The 15724-nt window shown below is 39.1% G+C and carries 17 protein-coding genes; 5 read left to right on the forward strand and 12 right to left on the reverse strand.

Annotation, left to right across the window (positions count from 1 at the left end; genetic code table 11):
* Nucleotides 1-29: 29 nt before the first annotated feature.
* A complete protein-coding gene (locus tag BLP92_RS03310; RefSeq protein WP_175444162.1) occupies nt 30-884 on the forward strand; it encodes a SurA N-terminal domain-containing protein in 855 nt (284 codons plus the stop codon).
* Nucleotides 885-1007: 123 nt separating this feature from the next.
* On the opposite strand, the gene BLP92_RS03315 is transcribed toward BLP92_RS03310, so the two are convergent.
* The 7 genes from BLP92_RS03315 to BLP92_RS03345 all read right to left on the reverse strand — a co-directional run bounded on the left by BLP92_RS03315 (nt 1008) and on the right by BLP92_RS03345 (nt 8407).
* Nucleotides 1008-1565, reverse strand: a complete 558-nt coding sequence (locus BLP92_RS03315) for a cob(I)yrinic acid a,c-diamide adenosyltransferase (RefSeq protein ID WP_090840543.1) — start codon at nt 1563-1565, stop codon at nt 1008-1010.
* A gap of 64 nt (nt 1566-1629) precedes the next feature.
* Nucleotides 1630-3399 carry an ATP-binding protein gene (locus tag BLP92_RS03320; protein ID WP_280138079.1) on the reverse strand — a complete coding sequence of 590 codons (1770 nt, stop codon included), beginning with the start codon at nt 3397-3399 and terminating at the stop codon, nt 1630-1632.
* Nucleotides 3399-4121 (reverse strand): response regulator transcription factor, encoded by a 723-nt coding sequence (locus tag BLP92_RS03325; RefSeq protein ID WP_090840547.1) that lies wholly within the window; start codon nt 4119-4121, stop codon nt 3399-3401. The genes BLP92_RS03320 and BLP92_RS03325 overlap by 1 nt, the downstream gene beginning before the upstream one ends.
* Before the next feature lie 73 nt (nt 4122-4194).
* On the reverse strand, nt 4195-5379 hold the full coding sequence (gene ccsB, locus BLP92_RS03330; RefSeq protein ID WP_090840549.1) for a c-type cytochrome biogenesis protein CcsB: 1185 nt from the start codon (nt 5377-5379) through the stop codon (nt 4195-4197).
* Nucleotides 5372-7048 (reverse strand): cytochrome c biogenesis protein ResB, encoded by a 1677-nt coding sequence (gene resB / locus BLP92_RS03335; protein ID WP_090840551.1) that lies wholly within the window; start codon nt 7046-7048, stop codon nt 5372-5374. The genes ccsB and resB overlap by 8 nt, the downstream gene beginning before the upstream one ends.
* A 13-nt stretch (nt 7049-7061) precedes the next feature.
* Nucleotides 7062-7592, reverse strand: a complete 531-nt coding sequence (gene resA / locus BLP92_RS03340; protein ID WP_090840553.1) for a thiol-disulfide oxidoreductase ResA — start codon at nt 7590-7592, stop codon at nt 7062-7064.
* 95 nt (nt 7593-7687) lie between these two features.
* Nucleotides 7688-8407 carry a pseudouridine synthase gene (locus BLP92_RS03345; RefSeq protein ID WP_090840555.1) on the reverse strand — a complete coding sequence of 240 codons (720 nt, stop codon included), beginning with the start codon at nt 8405-8407 and terminating at the stop codon, nt 7688-7690.
* A 122-nt stretch (nt 8408-8529) separates the two neighbouring features.
* Between BLP92_RS03345 and BLP92_RS03350 the strand changes: the two genes are divergently transcribed.
* Nucleotides 8530-9030, forward strand: coding sequence for a hypothetical protein (locus BLP92_RS03350; protein WP_090840557.1), 501 nt, complete (start codon nt 8530-8532; stop codon nt 9028-9030).
* A 160-nt stretch (nt 9031-9190) separates the two neighbouring features.
* Complete coding sequence (locus BLP92_RS03355) at nt 9191-10012, forward strand: alpha/beta hydrolase (protein ID WP_090840559.1); 822 nt, start codon at nt 9191-9193, stop codon at nt 10010-10012.
* On the opposite strand, the gene BLP92_RS03360 is transcribed toward BLP92_RS03355, so the two are convergent.
* From BLP92_RS03360 to BLP92_RS03370, 3 genes are all read right to left on the reverse strand, one after another.
* Complete coding sequence (locus BLP92_RS03360) at nt 10009-10446, reverse strand: hypothetical protein (protein WP_090840561.1); 438 nt, start codon at nt 10444-10446, stop codon at nt 10009-10011. The two genes, BLP92_RS03355 and BLP92_RS03360, sit on opposite strands and share 4 nt — an antisense overlap.
* A gap of 586 nt (nt 10447-11032) precedes the next feature.
* Entirely contained in the window at nt 11033-11710 is a 678-nt protein-coding gene (gene wrbA, locus BLP92_RS03365; protein ID WP_175444163.1) for an NAD(P)H:quinone oxidoreductase, read from the reverse strand.
* A 154-nt stretch (nt 11711-11864) separates the two neighbouring features.
* Nucleotides 11865-12299 (reverse strand): MarR family winged helix-turn-helix transcriptional regulator, encoded by a 435-nt coding sequence (locus BLP92_RS03370; RefSeq protein ID WP_090840563.1) that lies wholly within the window; start codon nt 12297-12299, stop codon nt 11865-11867.
* A 572-nt stretch (nt 12300-12871) separates the two neighbouring features.
* On the opposite strand from BLP92_RS03370, the gene BLP92_RS03375 reads away from it, so the two are divergent.
* Nucleotides 12872-13672, forward strand: a complete 801-nt coding sequence (locus tag BLP92_RS03375) for an SDR family NAD(P)-dependent oxidoreductase (RefSeq protein ID WP_090840565.1) — start codon at nt 12872-12874, stop codon at nt 13670-13672.
* Here the strand turns inward: BLP92_RS03375 and scpB are convergent.
* Together scpB and BLP92_RS03385 are read right to left on the reverse strand one after the other, a co-directional pair.
* On the reverse strand, nt 13669-14253 hold the full coding sequence (scpB, locus tag BLP92_RS03380; protein ID WP_090840567.1) for an SMC-Scp complex subunit ScpB: 585 nt from the start codon (nt 14251-14253) through the stop codon (nt 13669-13671). The genes BLP92_RS03375 and scpB overlap by 4 nt on opposite strands.
* On the reverse strand, nt 14250-15005 hold the full coding sequence (locus BLP92_RS03385) for a segregation/condensation protein A (RefSeq protein WP_244516633.1): 756 nt from the start codon (nt 15003-15005) through the stop codon (nt 14250-14252). The genes scpB and BLP92_RS03385 overlap by 4 nt, the downstream gene beginning before the upstream one ends.
* A 129-nt stretch (nt 15006-15134) precedes the next feature.
* Here BLP92_RS03385 and BLP92_RS03390 point away from each other — a divergent pair, with 129 nt between their 5' ends.
* On the forward strand, nt 15135-15671 hold the full coding sequence (locus BLP92_RS03390; protein WP_175444164.1) for a DUF309 domain-containing protein: 537 nt from the start codon (nt 15135-15137) through the stop codon (nt 15669-15671).
* The last annotated feature ends 53 nt before the right edge of the window (nt 15672-15724 follow it).

A 15724-nucleotide genomic window follows, 5' to 3' on the forward strand; every position in this document is an offset into this window, starting at 1 on the left:
GGACACATACTAGAAAGGTTGATACAAGAATGAAAAAAACAGTACGGAACGGTTTGTTAACTCTATCACTATCTACAGTGATGGTAGTGGCAGCATGTGGAAATAACAATGAAGATAATGCTACAAACGATAACGAAAATACGAACACAGAAGAAACGAATGTGGAAGTAAATGAAGATCAGGAAAACAACGAAGAAGCAGCTGTCAACGAAAACAATGCTGCAGATAATACGGAAGAAAATGATGCTGATGAAGAAACCAACGATGGAATGAATGAAACAGCAGCACCTGAATCCGGAACATCTGTAATGGATCAGGATCCTGAAGAGCCAATTGCGATAGTAAATGGTGAAGAAATTCAAAGTGGCGAACTCCAGGGGCAGCTTGCACAATTTGAAGCTATGTTTGCACAACAGGATATGGATGAAGAGGAAGGCGCAATGATGATGATGCAGTTCCAGCAGCAGTTCCTGGACCAGCTGATCAACCAGCGCGTATTAGCTCAAGAGGCTGAATCAGAAGGCATTGAAGCTGATGAAGATGAGGTCGAATCACAAATGGAAGAAATCCGCAGCCAGTTCGATTCGGAAGATGATTTCCAGGAAGCATTAGAAATGCAAGGTTACACCGAGGAAGACTTAATGCAGGAAATTCGTGAGCTTACACTGGTAGAAGAACTTCTTACTATGGACCATGTAGACGAAGATCAGTATGAAGTAAGTGAAGAAGAAGTAAGAGAATATTATGAACTTGCTTCAACGAATGATCCTGAGATCGCAGATCAGGAGTTTGAAGATGTACAGGAAGACCTTGAAGAACAGCTTCTTCAAAATCAATATGTAGAAGATCTTCGCGAAAGTGCTGAAATAGAAATTTTACTATAATAAGATTAGAAACAAAAACTGCTCCCTTTATTCAGGAGCAGTTTTTTTGTGCTTTCCAGTTCTCAATAAAATATTTATAAAAACGATATTCCATTAATCCTGGTGGTATCCGCTTCACAGCCTCTATTTGAATACATCTTTACTTCTTGCATATAATATATCTTCTTTCCCTGCCCGGGAATTAACAGCTCTTGCTGCTGCAAAGAAAAAGTCTGAAAGTCTGTTTAAATATGGGAGCGCTGATGCAGAAACTTCATGTTCATCTGCAATTGCTGAAGCTAATCTCTCTGCTCTTCTTGCTACTGTACGGCATACATGAAGATGAGCTGCTGCAGGTTCTCCTCCCGGAAGAATAAATTTTCGTAATTCCGGAGCCTCTGCCCAGTATTCATCAATGCGAGATTCCAATCTTTCTACAGATTCCATCGAAAGGCTCCATTCTTTCTTTGCGGTGACGTTTGCAAGATCACCACCCAGATCAAACAGCTCATGCTGAATAGTTAGAAGTTCCTGCCGCATATCTGCGACTTTTTCACTTTCCAGCGCGTTTATTGTTACTCCGATAAAGCTGTTTAATTCATCTACAGTTCCATAAGCTTCTACTCTTTGATTTGTTTTAGCTACTCTTTTCCCAATAAGCTGAGTTTGTCCTTTATCTCCTTTTTTAGTATAAATCTTCAAATTAACCCCTGCTTTCTTTAATGTAATCCCGCATGCAGCGAGTCAGCCCAAGCGCCTGCCTTCTTCAGCCCGAAGTATCGTAAGGTAGAAATACAGAAAAAGTAGTGCCTTCATTAATTTTACTATGAACTGAAACTTTTCCTTCATGGCCTTCTGTAATATTTTTTACAATTGCAAGACCCAGCCCGGTTCCGGCCCTTCCTCTCGTACGTGCTTTATCTGCTTTGTAAAACCTCTCAAATACAAAAGGCAGGTCATCTTCCGGAATTCCGGCTCCTGTGTCTTCGACTTCAATACGAACTCCAGTCTCTGCATCTGAAATTCTAAATATCACTTGTCCATGCTCCATCGTATGACGCATTGCGTTATCAATTAAATTCGTCATTACCTGCTCCAGCCGGTCAACGTCTGCTGATAATGTTTTAGTCAGTGGAGAAAATTCTCCTATTAATTCTATCTGCTGCTCTTTTGCTACAACTTGAAATTTCCGCAGAATTTTGTCAGCAAAAATTTTCATGTCAATTTCTTCTTTTCTTAAGTTCAGATACCCCGCTTCCATTCTCGCGATATCCAGCAATTCATTTACAAGACGCCCTATTCGAAGCGATTCATCGTAGATAATACTGGCCATTTCTTTTTTCTCTTCCTGTGTTTCAGCTATATCATCAACAATTGCTTCACTGTATCCCTGAAGCATAGAAATAGGTGTCCGCAACTCATGAGAAACGTTAGCGATAAAATCTTTCCGCAGCTTATCATGCTGCCTCTCTTCTGTCATGTCCCGAAGAACAGCTACGGCGCCGCGGATATTTTCTTCATCGTAAAGTGGCGTCATTAAAATCACCCACGTTCTTCCTTGAATTGTAACTTCATCTACGACTTCTGTCTCTTCAGAGACTACTTTATCAAACAGACGATTTAAATGGAGGGGTTCTTCATCTTCTGAAAGTTGTTTTTCATATCTCCAGGCAGCCATGCAGGCTGAGGCAGGCGGGTTCATAATCATTACGTGTCCCTGTCTGTTCAATGTCATTACACCGTCAGCCATGGAACTCAGTATGCGTGAAAGCTGTTCTTTTTCTTGATTTAAAGCATGCAGGTTGGTGTTTAAAGCACGCCCCATTCTATTAAAAGCCATAGCCAGAAGACCAATCTCATCCTTAGTTTGTATAGGAATTTTTGTTTCAAAGTTTCCTTTTGCTACTTCCAAAGATGCAGTGCGCATTTGACGTAAAGGTGCCGTAATTCTGGAAGATAGAAAAAACGCAAATACTGTTGTAAGTATGATAGCAAATCCAGCTGATAAAAATATGATCTGCTTCGTCTGCGCTGAAGCTTCTTCCACGACTGCTAAAGACTGGTATAGAAAAAGAGAGCCTTCTTCCCCATCTGCAAATGTAACCGGCATCCCTACTATCATGATCTCTCCTCCCCAGTTCTCCTGATTAGCAAGCGCATAATCACCCTGAGTCACAATAGTTTCGTCAGCTTCAATTACCTCTGATAGTACCGGATCTTCATAAAAATAAGAAATAGGTATACCATCGGAATCTTCGTTGGCTGTATACCAGTAATTATCTTCTCCTATAAGAACAGCCCGGGAAGCATAAGATTCAGAAATTATCTGGCTCATATCCAGCGCTGCACCATCAGTTGTTTCCGTTTCCAAAAATGAAACTAAAAGATTTGCATGGTTAAAAAGTTCCCCTTCGGCCTGTTCCGTATGAAATTGTTCGAAAAAGCCTAAAAGCAATACTGTGAGTACAAGAAGCACGACGGACACTAAAAGCAGAATAGTAAACCATAGTTTTCCAACTACGCTTCTCCAGAACATCATCCGTTTTCCGTGACCTCAAATTTATAACCGACTCCCCATACTGTTTTAATCATATCTGCTGCTTTCGGCTGCACCTGGCTTAATTTTTCTCTCAGTCTCTTTACATGTGTATCTACTGTACGTAAATCTCCAAAAAACTCGTAATTCCATACGTCTTTCAGCAGCTGTTCCCGAGCAAATACTTTATCAGGCGCCTGAGCTAAATAGAGGAGCAGCTCATATTCCTTAGGAGTAAGGCTGATATGCTCATTTTCTACCGTTACTCTATGCGCATCATTATCTATTAACAAATATGGAAATTCAAAAACCTCTTTTGTTTTCGTTTCAGTTTGCAGAAATTTAGTAGAAGAAGAACGTCGCAGCAGAGCCTTAACTCTGAGTACTACTTCTCTCGGGCTGAATGGTTTAACTATATAATCATCAGTTCCAGCTTCAAATCCCTGCACTCTGTTAACTTCTTCGCCTTTAGCTGTAAGCATAATAATAGGTGTAGCTTTCTGCTTTCTGATTTCTTCACAGACTTCTATTCCATCCATACCCGGCATCATTAAGTCAAGAATAATTAAATCGTAGTCATTATTTAAAGCAAATTCGAGCGCTGATTCTCCATTTTCAGCGTCTTCTACATGATAATTTTCTTTCTCTAAATACATTCTCAGAAGCCGGCGGATTCGTTCTTCATCATCTACCACTAATATATTTGTACTGTTGTTTTCCATATATACCCCTCCAACTAAAAGGCTGTCTTATAATAACAAGACAGCCTCATTTCATAATTCTATTGTAGCCGACTTAAGCATAAGAGTGAAGTCCGGCGATAATGAGATTCACAAAAATCAAATTAAACATTATCAGGGCAAACCCAATTACGCAGAGCCAAGCACTTTTTTCTCCCTGCCATCCTCTGGATAACCGAAGATGCAGATAAGCAGCATAAAATAAAAATGTTATAAGGGCCCAGACTTCTTTAGGATCCCATCCCCAGAACCTCGTCCAGGCAATCTGCGCCCAGATCATTGCAAAAATCAATCCTCCCAGGGTAAACACAGGAAATCCTATCGCAATTGCCCGGTAGCTTATTTCATCTACTGTCTGGGGATTTACGTTTCTGACTAAAGGCTGCAGCAGCCCTGCAACCGGCTTTCTAAAACCAAAGCGCAGGCCTCCATATAAAACTAACCCGCCAATAATCGACCATAACACCGTATTAACATCATTACTTCTTATATACTCCGGTGTGTTAACAACTGGTGAAAATCCTTGTTCAGAAGCCAGTTCACCTTCATTTGGCCCCACAAGTGGCGGAAGGTGATAATCCATCTGCGCTTCCTCACCAAATTCGTTGACATAATTAAACGTTGCAGTATATCCCGAAGCCTCGAACCCCATACCGATTGCCACGTATGCGATAGTTGCCAGCAGGGTAAACATGATAAATTCAATGCCTTTAACTTTCTTTGAAGCCTTTGTAAAATCTATCATTCGCACGAGATAAAGCACTCCGGCCGCAAAACCTATCGCAAGAATACCCTGGCCGATCGCCGTAGTTATTACGTGAATAAAAAGCCAATTGGACTGAAGCGCTGGAATAAGCGGCTGCGCTTCTCCAGGGAACATAGAAGCATACGCAATTATTAACATTACCACCGGCATTGTAAATAATCCCAGATAATTACTTTTATAAATAGGGTAAAGGATAACAAAAGCCAATGACATAGCTATCCCAAGCGCCGTAGTATATTCGAACATATTACTCACAGGAGCATGACCAGTGGCCATCCACCTTATAATAAAATAAGAAATTGCAGTAATAAGAGCCAGTAAAGCACTTATATAACCAAATAAACCAGCCTTATTATTTTCATTGCCGCTTCTGTCCCTAAACTTTTTCCCTGTGATTGAAACAGCAAAAAACACCGTGGCCGCTAAATAAAGTACAAAGGCTATATATAAAAGCGTACTACTGAGTTCAAACATTTTTATCCCTGCCCCCTTCATTTACCTGATCTTTCTCTTTCACTTCTTCATCAGCCTGATCCACTGTCTCCGGCAGATCATGTTTTTCTCTGAGATATTCAATATCTCTTTTTAAAGCATGCCAATTTTTATTGGCATGTCCAGCTACGTAAAGCTGGCCATCTTTCTGCTGGATCCAGATTCTTCTGTGGAACCAGTAAGAACCCTGCGTAAGACCGATCATAAAAATAATTCCGCCCGCAATAATGATGGGAAGCGTATGATCTCTGCGGATAGTCAGTCCCGTAACATCTACGAATTCAACATCCAGCATTCGTAAAGTATGATCATGATCTTCGTTCAGCGGTTCATTTACTTGTACTCCAATAAGACTTATCTCACCAGTATCTTCTTCAGGATCTGCATCTGGAGGATACAGTTCAAAAATAATTCTCGGATTATCCGGAACTCTGTTTAACGTTGTCGGTTCTCCACTTTCATCAATATTAAAGTTTGGAAAATATTCTATTATCTCAATTTGATAGCCATTATCAAATTCATAATACATCTGGGGGTCATTTAGATCTACTTCAAATACTACTTCTTCAAGCGCCTGCACTTCCCCATCTTCTTCTATTTCTACACCAAATGTAAATGTAGAAAGCTCATTTAAGCGGTAATCCACCTGGTAAAGGGAAATACCCTCGAAAGTTAACGGCTCATTCACGCGAATACTGTGATCTTTTACTTTTTCCAGTTCTGTTTCGCTTCCGATACTTCCTTCTGTAGAACGCTTAAAAAGCGTTGCATCAGTTTGATAGTTGGATACGACCGGCGATCCTTCTCTCATCAGCGCTTCCTGAAAAATTTCGTTATCTTCTTCGTCATAAAGCTCTACTAAAAATTGGTTATTCTGAACAAAATATTCGCCTTCTGTTCCGCTGATTACTTCCGTTTCTCCTTCCCTTATCCATACATAATCGTCTAAATACATTCCCGGGAAAAAGCGGAGCATCCCTCCGATTAGAAATATTATCAGCCCAATGTGATTCACATAGGGACCCCATCTTGCAAACCTGCCTTTTTCAGCAAGCAGATTACCATCTTCTTCCCGTACATTATATTTTCTTTCTTTTAAGGAAGTACTCAGCGCCTTGATATCCAACGCTTCACTGTTCTCTTTCATTCCATACACTCTTTGTTTTTTCATAAAAGCAGTATGTCTGGTAACTCTTTGATTTTTAAGTGCTCGGTAGAGAGGAACAAAGCGATCAAGGCTTGCAATGACTAAGGATATTCCAAGAGCTGCTATTAACAGCATGTACCACCAGGAGGAGTATAAATTGTGAAATCCTAAATCATAATATAATTGTCCCAGAATTCCATATTCCTGTGCATAATATAAAGAAGGATCTTCTCCAGGCGGTATATACATCTCCTGCGGAAACAAAGTTCCTAAGGAAGAAGTAACTAACAACAGTACGATAATCCAAATGCCCACTTTCACGGAAGAAAAGAAGTTCCAAATTTTGTCGACAATGGATTTCTGATACGTCTGTGAACGCCGCGCAACCCCTTCATACCGCATATTTGCAAGCTTACCTTCATCTTTTAAAGGTTTCCCGCAAGATTCACATAAGTACGTCCCGTATGGATTCTTATGTCCACATTCGCATGTTACTTTATTCATGACGAACCCCCAATTAGCTTTCAGGTACCAGCTCATCCAGAGCAGCTACGACTTGCTCTTCCGTTTTGCCGCCAATCTGCCTTTCAATGACTGAACCATTTTCATTGATCAGAAAAACGGAAGGTAATACTCCGACTCCATATGCATTACTTACGAGCATATTACGATCAATATAAAGATTATAATTTATGTCATATCTTTGCTGGTGTCTTTCCACCTGTAAAGTAGTTTCATCCACATTCACAGAAAGTATACGGACACCCTTTTCCGCATATTCTTCATGGTAATCTTTTAAATATTCCATTTTTTGACGGCAGTAAGTGCAGTAAGTCGCCCAAAAATTCAAATATACACCCTGACCTCTCAGTTCAGAAAGCTCCACCCGCTCTCCATCCATATCTTCCAGCACGAAATTAGGAGCTTCGTCCCCAGCGTCCACTAAGCCGCGCTCTTCAGAAAAATGGTTATAGAAAGTATAAGCGATAGCTGCCACCATCACGAGAAGAATAGCGGAACGCATCCACAGCCTCTTCTTTTTTCTCATGCCGCATCCATCCTTCTGTCTTGTTTTATCTCTAGTACATCTTATCATTTATTAAAAAAGACTACATAGCGCAAAGTACCGCAAGAATTTGAAAGTTATGTGACAGCCGACTCTCTTAGTTTTTTCACTTCATGTGGTTTTAATTCTCTGTATTCACCTGCATTCAGGCCTTTTAAGTCCAGTATGCCATACCGCTCTCTTTTTAATTTCAATACTGGATACCCCAACGCTTCAAACATGCGCCTTACCTGCCTGTTGCGCCCTTCATGTATCGTCAGTTCCACAATTGCAGTCCCTTTTTTCGCATCGCTTTTTCTGACTTTTGCAAACGCAGGAGCAGTTTTAAAATCTTCCAGCTGCACACCTCTGCTGATTTTTTGGATTGCTTCTCTGGTAGGAATACCTTCTACTTTTGCAAAATAAGTTTTTTCTACTTTATATTTTGGATGCATTAATTTATTGGCAAAATCTCCATCATTCGTCATAATAAGAACCCCTGCAGTATCATAATCCAGTCTTCCTACAGGATAAATTCGTTTATCAGCCGGAAGAAAATCTGTAACTACTTTCCGGTCACTCTCATCCTTTACGCTCGAAATAACTCCTGCCGGCTTATAAAGCAAGTAATACACAGGCTCTTCTTTTTCAATCGGCACACCTTCCACGACAATTTCATCATTATATATGTCAGCTTTTGCTCCTAATTCCTTTACAACATTTCCGTTGACCGTAACTTTACCTTCTTCTATTAATTTTTCAGCTTTGCGCCTGGAAGTAATTCCTGCATTTGCTATTACTTTTTGAAGTCTCTCCATATAAATCTCTCCTTCTTGTTATCATCGCGACAACGTTAATATGATACAATTTCAGCACCAGTATTATATTGTAACTCTAAATGGGAAGATGCGCAAAGCAGAGAAAGGGGTTTTAACTAAAGATGGTTGGAATGTATATTTCTTTTACGGTAATTGGGCTGCTTCAGGCTTTAACTATTTTTTTAATATGGAAGTCTAAAAGCAAAATGCCAGTTAAACAGGCTGAAAATCCAGTGGAAGAAACTGTGGGAGAAACAGAGTGGCTTAAAGAGGTTATTCGCACGCTGGAATTTCAATGCCTGCGTATAAGAAACGCAGTAGATAAACAAACAGATAAAATACATTACACGGAAATGAAGCTCGCTCCAAAGCACTATTTGGGCGGGGATGAACGGCTGCTTAACGCATTATCTGAAGAGCAAAAAGCTCTTGTAGAGGAGTTCTACAGACTTTATCAAACCTACTTACAACAGCATTGGTTTACTAAAAAAGGCACATTAAAAACCGTATTTTCAGGGAATGACAGTCTTCCAGACAGCGATGCAGCCCAATTAAAATATGCCTCCAAAGAATTGGTGGAGAAAATGGATGCCTGGTTTATTGCCTGGAGAAAATATTTATAAGATTAATACTTCTCCATGCGATCTGTGTCATTATGCTTCAGTAATATGAAATTGCTTCAATAATATCGGGAAATTATGAAAAATAAAGGAATTAAACATACTCCCTCCTTTTTCAGGGTACTATTCTTCCATAGTTTGGTTAAGGTGAGGAGAGAAAATTTTGAAGATATTAGGTACAGCTTTCATTATTATTATACTGCTCTATGGTTTTCAGGCATGGACGGTGCTTGCGAACCAGGAAGAGCTTCTGTTTGAAGGGGCGCAATTAAGTGAAGATAGGTTACAAGAAGTAAATAACATCCCGGAAACTGAAGAGGTGTTAATAGATACTGAGGATGGAGAAACACTCCATGGCTGGATAAAACAATCGAATGAAGAGCTTTCTCCGCTGCTTATCTATTTTGGAGGAAATGGAGAAGAAGCCTCTCAAGCGATGGAGTCACACAGTCTTCCTGAAAACTGGGCAGGACTATATATCAATTACAGAGATTATGGTAAAAGCAGTGGAACTCCAAGTGAACAAAAATTGTTCGAGGACAGCAGGGAGATTTTTGACTATGCAGCCAGCAGAAAAGATATTGATTCTTCCCGAATTGTAGTAATGGGCCGCAGCATGGGAACTGCTTCCGCTGCACATTTAAGTTTAACGGAACAGACAGCCGGTACGATACTTGTTTCTCCTTATGATACGAGAACCAGGCTCCAGCAGGAAAGGTTTCCTTATCTTCCCCACGGCACTTTTATCCGCCACCCATTTGAAGTAAGCGAAATGGCTGAAGAGATCAATTCACCACTACTTGGTATTACAGGCACAGATGACGAAGTAATACCGCCATCACATTCGTATGAAACATTCAGCAAGTGGAGTGGTCCTGTCACGACTATAGAACTTGCAGGTTACCATCATAATAATTTGCAGCAGTCCCCTTTATTTTGGGAAGGAATCCATTCTTTTTTAAGTGATATTTCTTCAAATTCCTAAAGAGCCGGATCAGGCTCTTTTTTTCTTGTCCCCAGCCATTTAACAAACATCAATATATGCATATACAGCCATCCGCCCCCTATACCGTATAGCAAGAGGACCCATGTAACTGCCGCAGGACCATATACGAACAATGAATAGTAAAAAAAATAATTTATTAATCCACCTATTCCTGCATATATTAAAAGCTGGCTCCAATAAGGAGACCAGGAAATCTTCCCTGAAATATGTTCAGCTATTATTCCTGCGAAAATGCCTAATACAATAATAAAAGGAGTGAAAAGAAAAATGAAAAGTGTAAAAAGAGGAAGAAATTCAAAATAACTTCCTTCACTGCTTCTTTCCACCTGTGGCACATAAAGAAGACTTGTTATACTAAATGAAAATATAACAGACCACAGGATCGAAGCGAGCATTTTCGGTATAAGATTCAATTTCAACACTCCTTCCAGTGCAATTATGCGTAATAAGCTATTCACTTTAAATCAGTCAATCAATAGACAGTAATTTAATTATGTAAACTAAAGAAGTGGAACTCCCACTTAATTTCTATTATATCTTTTAAACTTAAATGTAATGAATTAATTTATAAATTTCCTATAGGAGACTTGCAATACAGCTGAATTTTTTAATTAGGTTTACTTACATTTTTTGAAAAAGAAGTGTTTATATTACTGCTCTGCTTTTTCCAAAAGCTTCCCCGTTGTTTTATTTCGACCTATTATTTTTAAAACACTCATCAATAGTTATTACATAAATAAATTGTTAATAAATTCATTGTACCTAAGCCACAGTGTATCGCTTTCTCGACCATTTCTTCCTGGTAATTCTGGAATTATTTTGCAACATGACATGAAACTCCTTAAAATCACCAAGATTAACTGCAGTCACCTTGCGTATGAATTCCTCATGCCTGCACTATCTCCTTTCTATCAAAATCTGGCAGGTTATCCACAGAGAAAGTTACTTATAATTTTCTGGACAAAGAAAAGCCGGCCGCTGCCGGCCGGCTTTCTTTCTTTATTCTTGACCTTTTTTAACCCATGTGGCAACGTCTACAGTTCTTTTTGCCTGATGCTTCACCGCATCCTCTACATTTTCCTGCATTACTCCATCTTGTCCAACGGTTACACTTACTCCGTAAGGGTTTCCACCTGCTGCGAATTGTACGGGATCAGAATACCCAGGGGATGCAATAATTGCGCCCCAATGGTGCATTGTATTATAAAGAGCTAAAATTGTTGCTTCCTGTCCACCGTGAGCATTACTCGCAGAAGACATTCCACTGACAACCTTATTCACAAGTTTACCATTTGCCCATAAACCACCAGTTGTATCTAGAAACTGCTTCATTTGAGAAGGTAGATTACCGAAACGAGTTGGCATACTGAAAATAACTGCGTCAGCCCACTCTAAATCATCCATTGAAGCTTCCTGCACATCTTTTGTAGCCTCATAATGTTCTTTCCATGCTGGATTCGATTCAATCGCACCCATGGGAGCAAGTTCCTGCACTTTTAAAAGTTTCGCATTTGCTCCAGCTGCTTCTGCTCCTTCTTTCGCCCACTTAGCAAGCTGATAGTTAGATCCTGTAGAACTATAGTAGATAACTGCTACATTTAATTCACTCATTGAAAATCTCTCCTCTTTGTTGTTATTCTCTTCCTTTTTACCAAATAGCTTACTGAAAATACTCATTTTCATGCTCCCTCCGACTTATCATGCGGGAAATTATAAATAACACATTCCTCGGATTAATTTATTATTAATTCGAGATATTTCTTAAATTAAATATATCATACTGTTTGATTCTTTACAAATGAAAATTACTATAAATTTGTTAGTTCCTAAATTATTTCTCTGCATGGTATCCCATTTTCTTCAAAAGTGTAAGCATCTGTTTCTTCTCATCTTTACTCAAGGGCTCCATTAGACCATTAATAAAAGCACGGTGTTTTGGGAAGATTTCATCCATAAACTCTCTGCCTTTATTCGTAATATCCGCGAGTGTAATTCTTCTGTCATATTTAGAAGCTTTTCGTACTAGATATTCTTTTCCTTCTAATTTATCAACCACATATGTGATGCTTGAAGAGGCTATTAAAACTTTTTCTCCAATTTTTTGAATTGGCTGTTCTCCTTTATGATAAATAAGTTCCAGGACAGCAAATTCCGTTGGATTCAAACCATAGCTTTTCATGTCTTTTTCTGCTTCTTTATGCACTGCAGCGTAAGCTCTTGAAAACACTACAAACAGCTTCAGAGATTCCTGCTCTTCTTTATTCATATATTTTCCTCCTCATTAAAAACAAACTTCAGATAATAATACAGAGTCCAATTAATGCTGTGCCCGTTAAACTGTAAGTTTAAAATGAATACTCTGATCTTAATAATGAACATTAACAGAGATTATTAATAAAAAACATTAATTTAAACTTGAGTTTTCAATATAACAAAGCCCTTTGAAATTTTAACTTAATTAATTCTCTTTTCCATCAATTAAAGTAATCTTGCAATACTTGTTATTCACATTATTTAATCAGGATCGATTAAATAATTACATTTTTGCAGAGGTAAATAAACGAGCCTTCCATGCTTTAATATGTGAGAGCTCCTGCTAATGACACCTGCATGAATCGACTGCTGCGGAAAGCCTATGAGAGATTTGTTAAAGATCTCACTCAGCTGAAGGAAAGCAGAATACGTTTCCAGTTAATAAGGAGACTTTTTCCTCAGTTATTTTCCATTATGCCATTCATTCTTTGAAATTACTTTTTAAGTCTTTTATCCGGGAGAGAAAGTTTTTCAAAGAGGCGATTAGGGAACATTAAAAATATGTAAATAAAGGAGGAATAACGAATGAGCTTTTATTCAAACAGCGCTTTTACCAACGAGCATATCTTAATCACAGGGGCCACAGGCGGCATAGGCTATGTGACATCCCTCGCACTTCTTAAAGCCGGTGCCTGCGTTACTGTAACAGGAAGAAATGATGAAAAATTGTCCAGAATCAAACAGGAAGCTCACTATCATGCTGATGCCTCGCGCATGCACGTGGTCAGTGGAGATATTACGGTTCCTAATGACAGGCATCGTATTGTTAAAGAAGCGAATGATTCGTTTGGTCCTATTACGGGACTGGTAAATTCCGCTGGCATATCTGGCGGAGACGTTGTAGAAAATATTCAGGAAGAAGAAATTAATGAGATCATGGAGTTAAATTTCACTGCGCAAGTTATGTTAAGCCAGCTCGTCTTTAAGCAGATGAAGGAATTGCAGCGAGGAAATATTGTAAATGTATCATCTCTCTCAGGGTTAAGAGGCACTTATGGTAACACAGCTTATGCAGGCTCCAAATTTGCACTGATCGGCTTTACACAATCTTTCGCTTTAGAAGCTATTGATTATGGAGTAAGGGTGAATGCTGTTTGTCCTGGGTTTGTAGATACATCTATGGCACAGCATATTCTTGAAAAGAAAGCAGCAAAAGCCGGCATAAGCTATGAGGAGCAGCGGAATCGTACTGAAGAAGCACTTCCTTCCAAAAAAATAACTACTCCTGAAGAAGTAGCAGATACAATTTTATTCCTTCTTACAGGCGCTTCTAAAAATATCATCGGGGAATCCATTAAAATTTCCGGAGGCAGTGTAATGCGTTAATTTTCCGTTTTCACTGCATCCTGAAACTTTTCAAAAAATAAATCAAATTCTTCCTCCGGATCGTCTTCTTTTGCTTCAGGAAGTGGAGGAAGATCATTAATAGACTGAAGTCCAAACTGTTCTAAAAATTGTTTTGTTGTGCCATATAATATTGCCCGTCCTGCACCCTCCTGGCGTCCGACTTCTTTAATTAATCCTTTAGACTGAAGGGTCCTTAACGGTCTTTCAGTTTTTACACCACGGATGTCTTCAATTTCCATACGGGCAACCGGCTGACGATAGGCAATTACTGCAAGCGACTCCAGAGAAGCTTGCGATAATGTGCCGGAAGATGGCGACTGCAGCAATTTTTTATAGTAAGGTGCATGAATTTCCTTTGTAGTAAGCTGGTAACCTCCTGCAAGACTGTTCAGCTGCATCCCCCTCCCCGGGGAATCGTACTCTTTTTTCATCGCTTCAATATACTCATGGAGCTCCTGCTGATTAATTTCAAGGACATCCAGAAGCTGTTTTTCCTCCATCCCTTCTTCTCCCGCTACAAAAAGAAGTCCTTCTATGACAGCTTTTATTTCTTCATTCATATCGTGATGTAAGCTCCTTTCTTTATAATATGAATATCCTGATAATTTCCACTCTGACTGCATTCAATTTCTTTTACTTTCATCAGTTCCAATATTGCTAAAAAAGTTACAACGAGCGCACTGTCTTCTGTTTCCTCAAATAAATCATTAAACGTTGCAGCGCCATTATTAAGATCAAGATAAGAAACTACATCTTTCATTCTGGCTTCAATGGGAATTTCTTCGCGGGCTACTTTTGTTGTTTGCTTGGTACTTTTCTTTTTTCTTTTTTTCATATTTTGGAAAGCTTTCATCATATCGTAAACAGAGACATCTATTGTAGCATTTTTATCTTCTTTTTCTTCCGCCAAATAATTAGTTAAATCTGTCATTGGTTTTGAAAAAAGTTCGCTTCGGGCCAGTTCCCTTTCTTTCAAACCTGAAGCTGCTTCTTTATACCTTTTGTATTCAGCCAGGCGGTCGATTAAGTCTTCTTTTGTCCAATCCTCTTCCTCAGTTAAGCCGTCTTCCCAGTTTGTATCTTCGATCGGGAGAAGCAATTGGCTTTTCATCTGCAGAAGAGTAGAAGCCATAACAAGATATTCACTCGCTATATTTAATTCCATTACCTGCATCGCCTGGATATAGTTCATATACTGCTCAGTAATTTCTTTCACTGGTATATCGTATAAATCCAGATCATTTTTATTTATTAAATGAAGGAGCAGGTCCAACGGCCCTTCAAACCCTTGCAGCTTTACACTGTAGCTCACTTTAAACACTTCCTTTTCCATGCGTTATTATATCATATGCAAAACAGAAATCAGTCTCATTTCTTCACTTATTTGCTGCTCTCCTATATAATATAAACCAGAACCTGTATTTACAAAGGAGAGTTATTTTTGACGACCACTACGAAATATAATTACCCTGCAGAATATAAGCTTTTCCTGGCCCATTTTCATGGTACTCGTGATTTTTTCGAATGTCATGAAATTCTGGAAGAGTACTGGCTCGAACAAAATAAAGAAACCCGCTGGCTTGCCTTAATACAGCTTGCAGTAGCAGTTTATCATGAACGGCAGGGAAACCTGCGTGGAAGCTACAAACTTTATAATAAAGTACAGCATCATATGCTGCATGATAAAAGATTATTTGAAGAATTAAGTATCGATGCAGAACAGCTTGCGTTTCTTATTTCAAAAAGGATAAAAGGCCTGGAAGAGAATCAGCCCTATCAACCTTTAAACCTGCCGCTTATAGATGAAGACCTTCTTGTAGAATGCCGCAATATAGCTGCTTCCTGGAATGCTGACTGGAAAAATGATGATCAAAATACTCCTGCAGATTTACGCTTTAAGCATAGAATGCGTGACCGGAGTGAAGTGATTGCCGCAAGGAAAGCATCACTTGTAACAAAGTCAGCAGCCCGTTATTAATGAATTACAATCATTATAAAAAACGAACAGGGATTTTTTAATCCCTGTTCGTT

Origin of the sequence: Alkalicoccus daliensis (assembly GCF_900103955.1) — a bacterium.
Taxonomy (GTDB): domain Bacteria; phylum Bacillota; class Bacilli; order Bacillales; family Salisediminibacteriaceae; genus Alkalicoccus; species Alkalicoccus daliensis.

Coding starts and splice junctions, on each gene's coding strand:
- BLP92_RS03350 (WP_090840557.1), top strand. CDS start 8,530: ATGGTTGGAATGTATATTTCTTTTACGGTAATTGGGCTGCTTCAGGCT.
- BLP92_RS03345 (WP_090840555.1), bottom strand. CDS start 8,407: ATGGAGAGACTTCAAAAAGTAATAGCAAATGCAGGAATTACTTCCAGG.
- BLP92_RS03320 (WP_280138079.1), bottom strand. CDS start 3,399: ATGTTCTGGAGAAGCGTAGTTGGAAAACTATGGTTTACTATTCTGCTT.
- resA (WP_090840553.1), bottom strand. CDS start 7,592: ATGAGAAAAAAGAAGAGGCTGTGGATGCGTTCCGCTATTCTTCTCGTG.
- BLP92_RS03370 (WP_090840563.1), bottom strand. CDS start 12,299: ATGAATAAAGAAGAGCAGGAATCTCTGAAGCTGTTTGTAGTGTTTTCA.
- ccsB (WP_090840549.1), bottom strand. CDS start 5,379: ATGTTTGAACTCAGTAGTACGCTTTTATATATAGCCTTTGTACTTTAT.
- BLP92_RS03310 (WP_175444162.1), top strand. CDS start 30: ATGAAAAAAACAGTACGGAACGGTTTGTTAACTCTATCACTATCTACA.
- resB (WP_090840551.1), bottom strand. CDS start 7,048: ATGAATAAAGTAACATGCGAATGTGGACATAAGAATCCATACGGGACG.
- wrbA (WP_175444163.1), bottom strand. CDS start 11,710: ATGAGTATTTTCAGTAAGCTATTTGGTAAAAAGGAAGAGAATAACAAC.
- scpB (WP_090840567.1), bottom strand. CDS start 14,253: ATGAATGAAGAAATAAAAGCTGTCATAGAAGGACTTCTTTTTGTAGCG.
- BLP92_RS03375 (WP_090840565.1), top strand. CDS start 12,872: ATGAGCTTTTATTCAAACAGCGCTTTTACCAACGAGCATATCTTAATC.
- BLP92_RS03325 (WP_090840547.1), bottom strand. CDS start 4,121: ATGGAAAACAACAGTACAAATATATTAGTGGTAGATGATGAAGAACGA.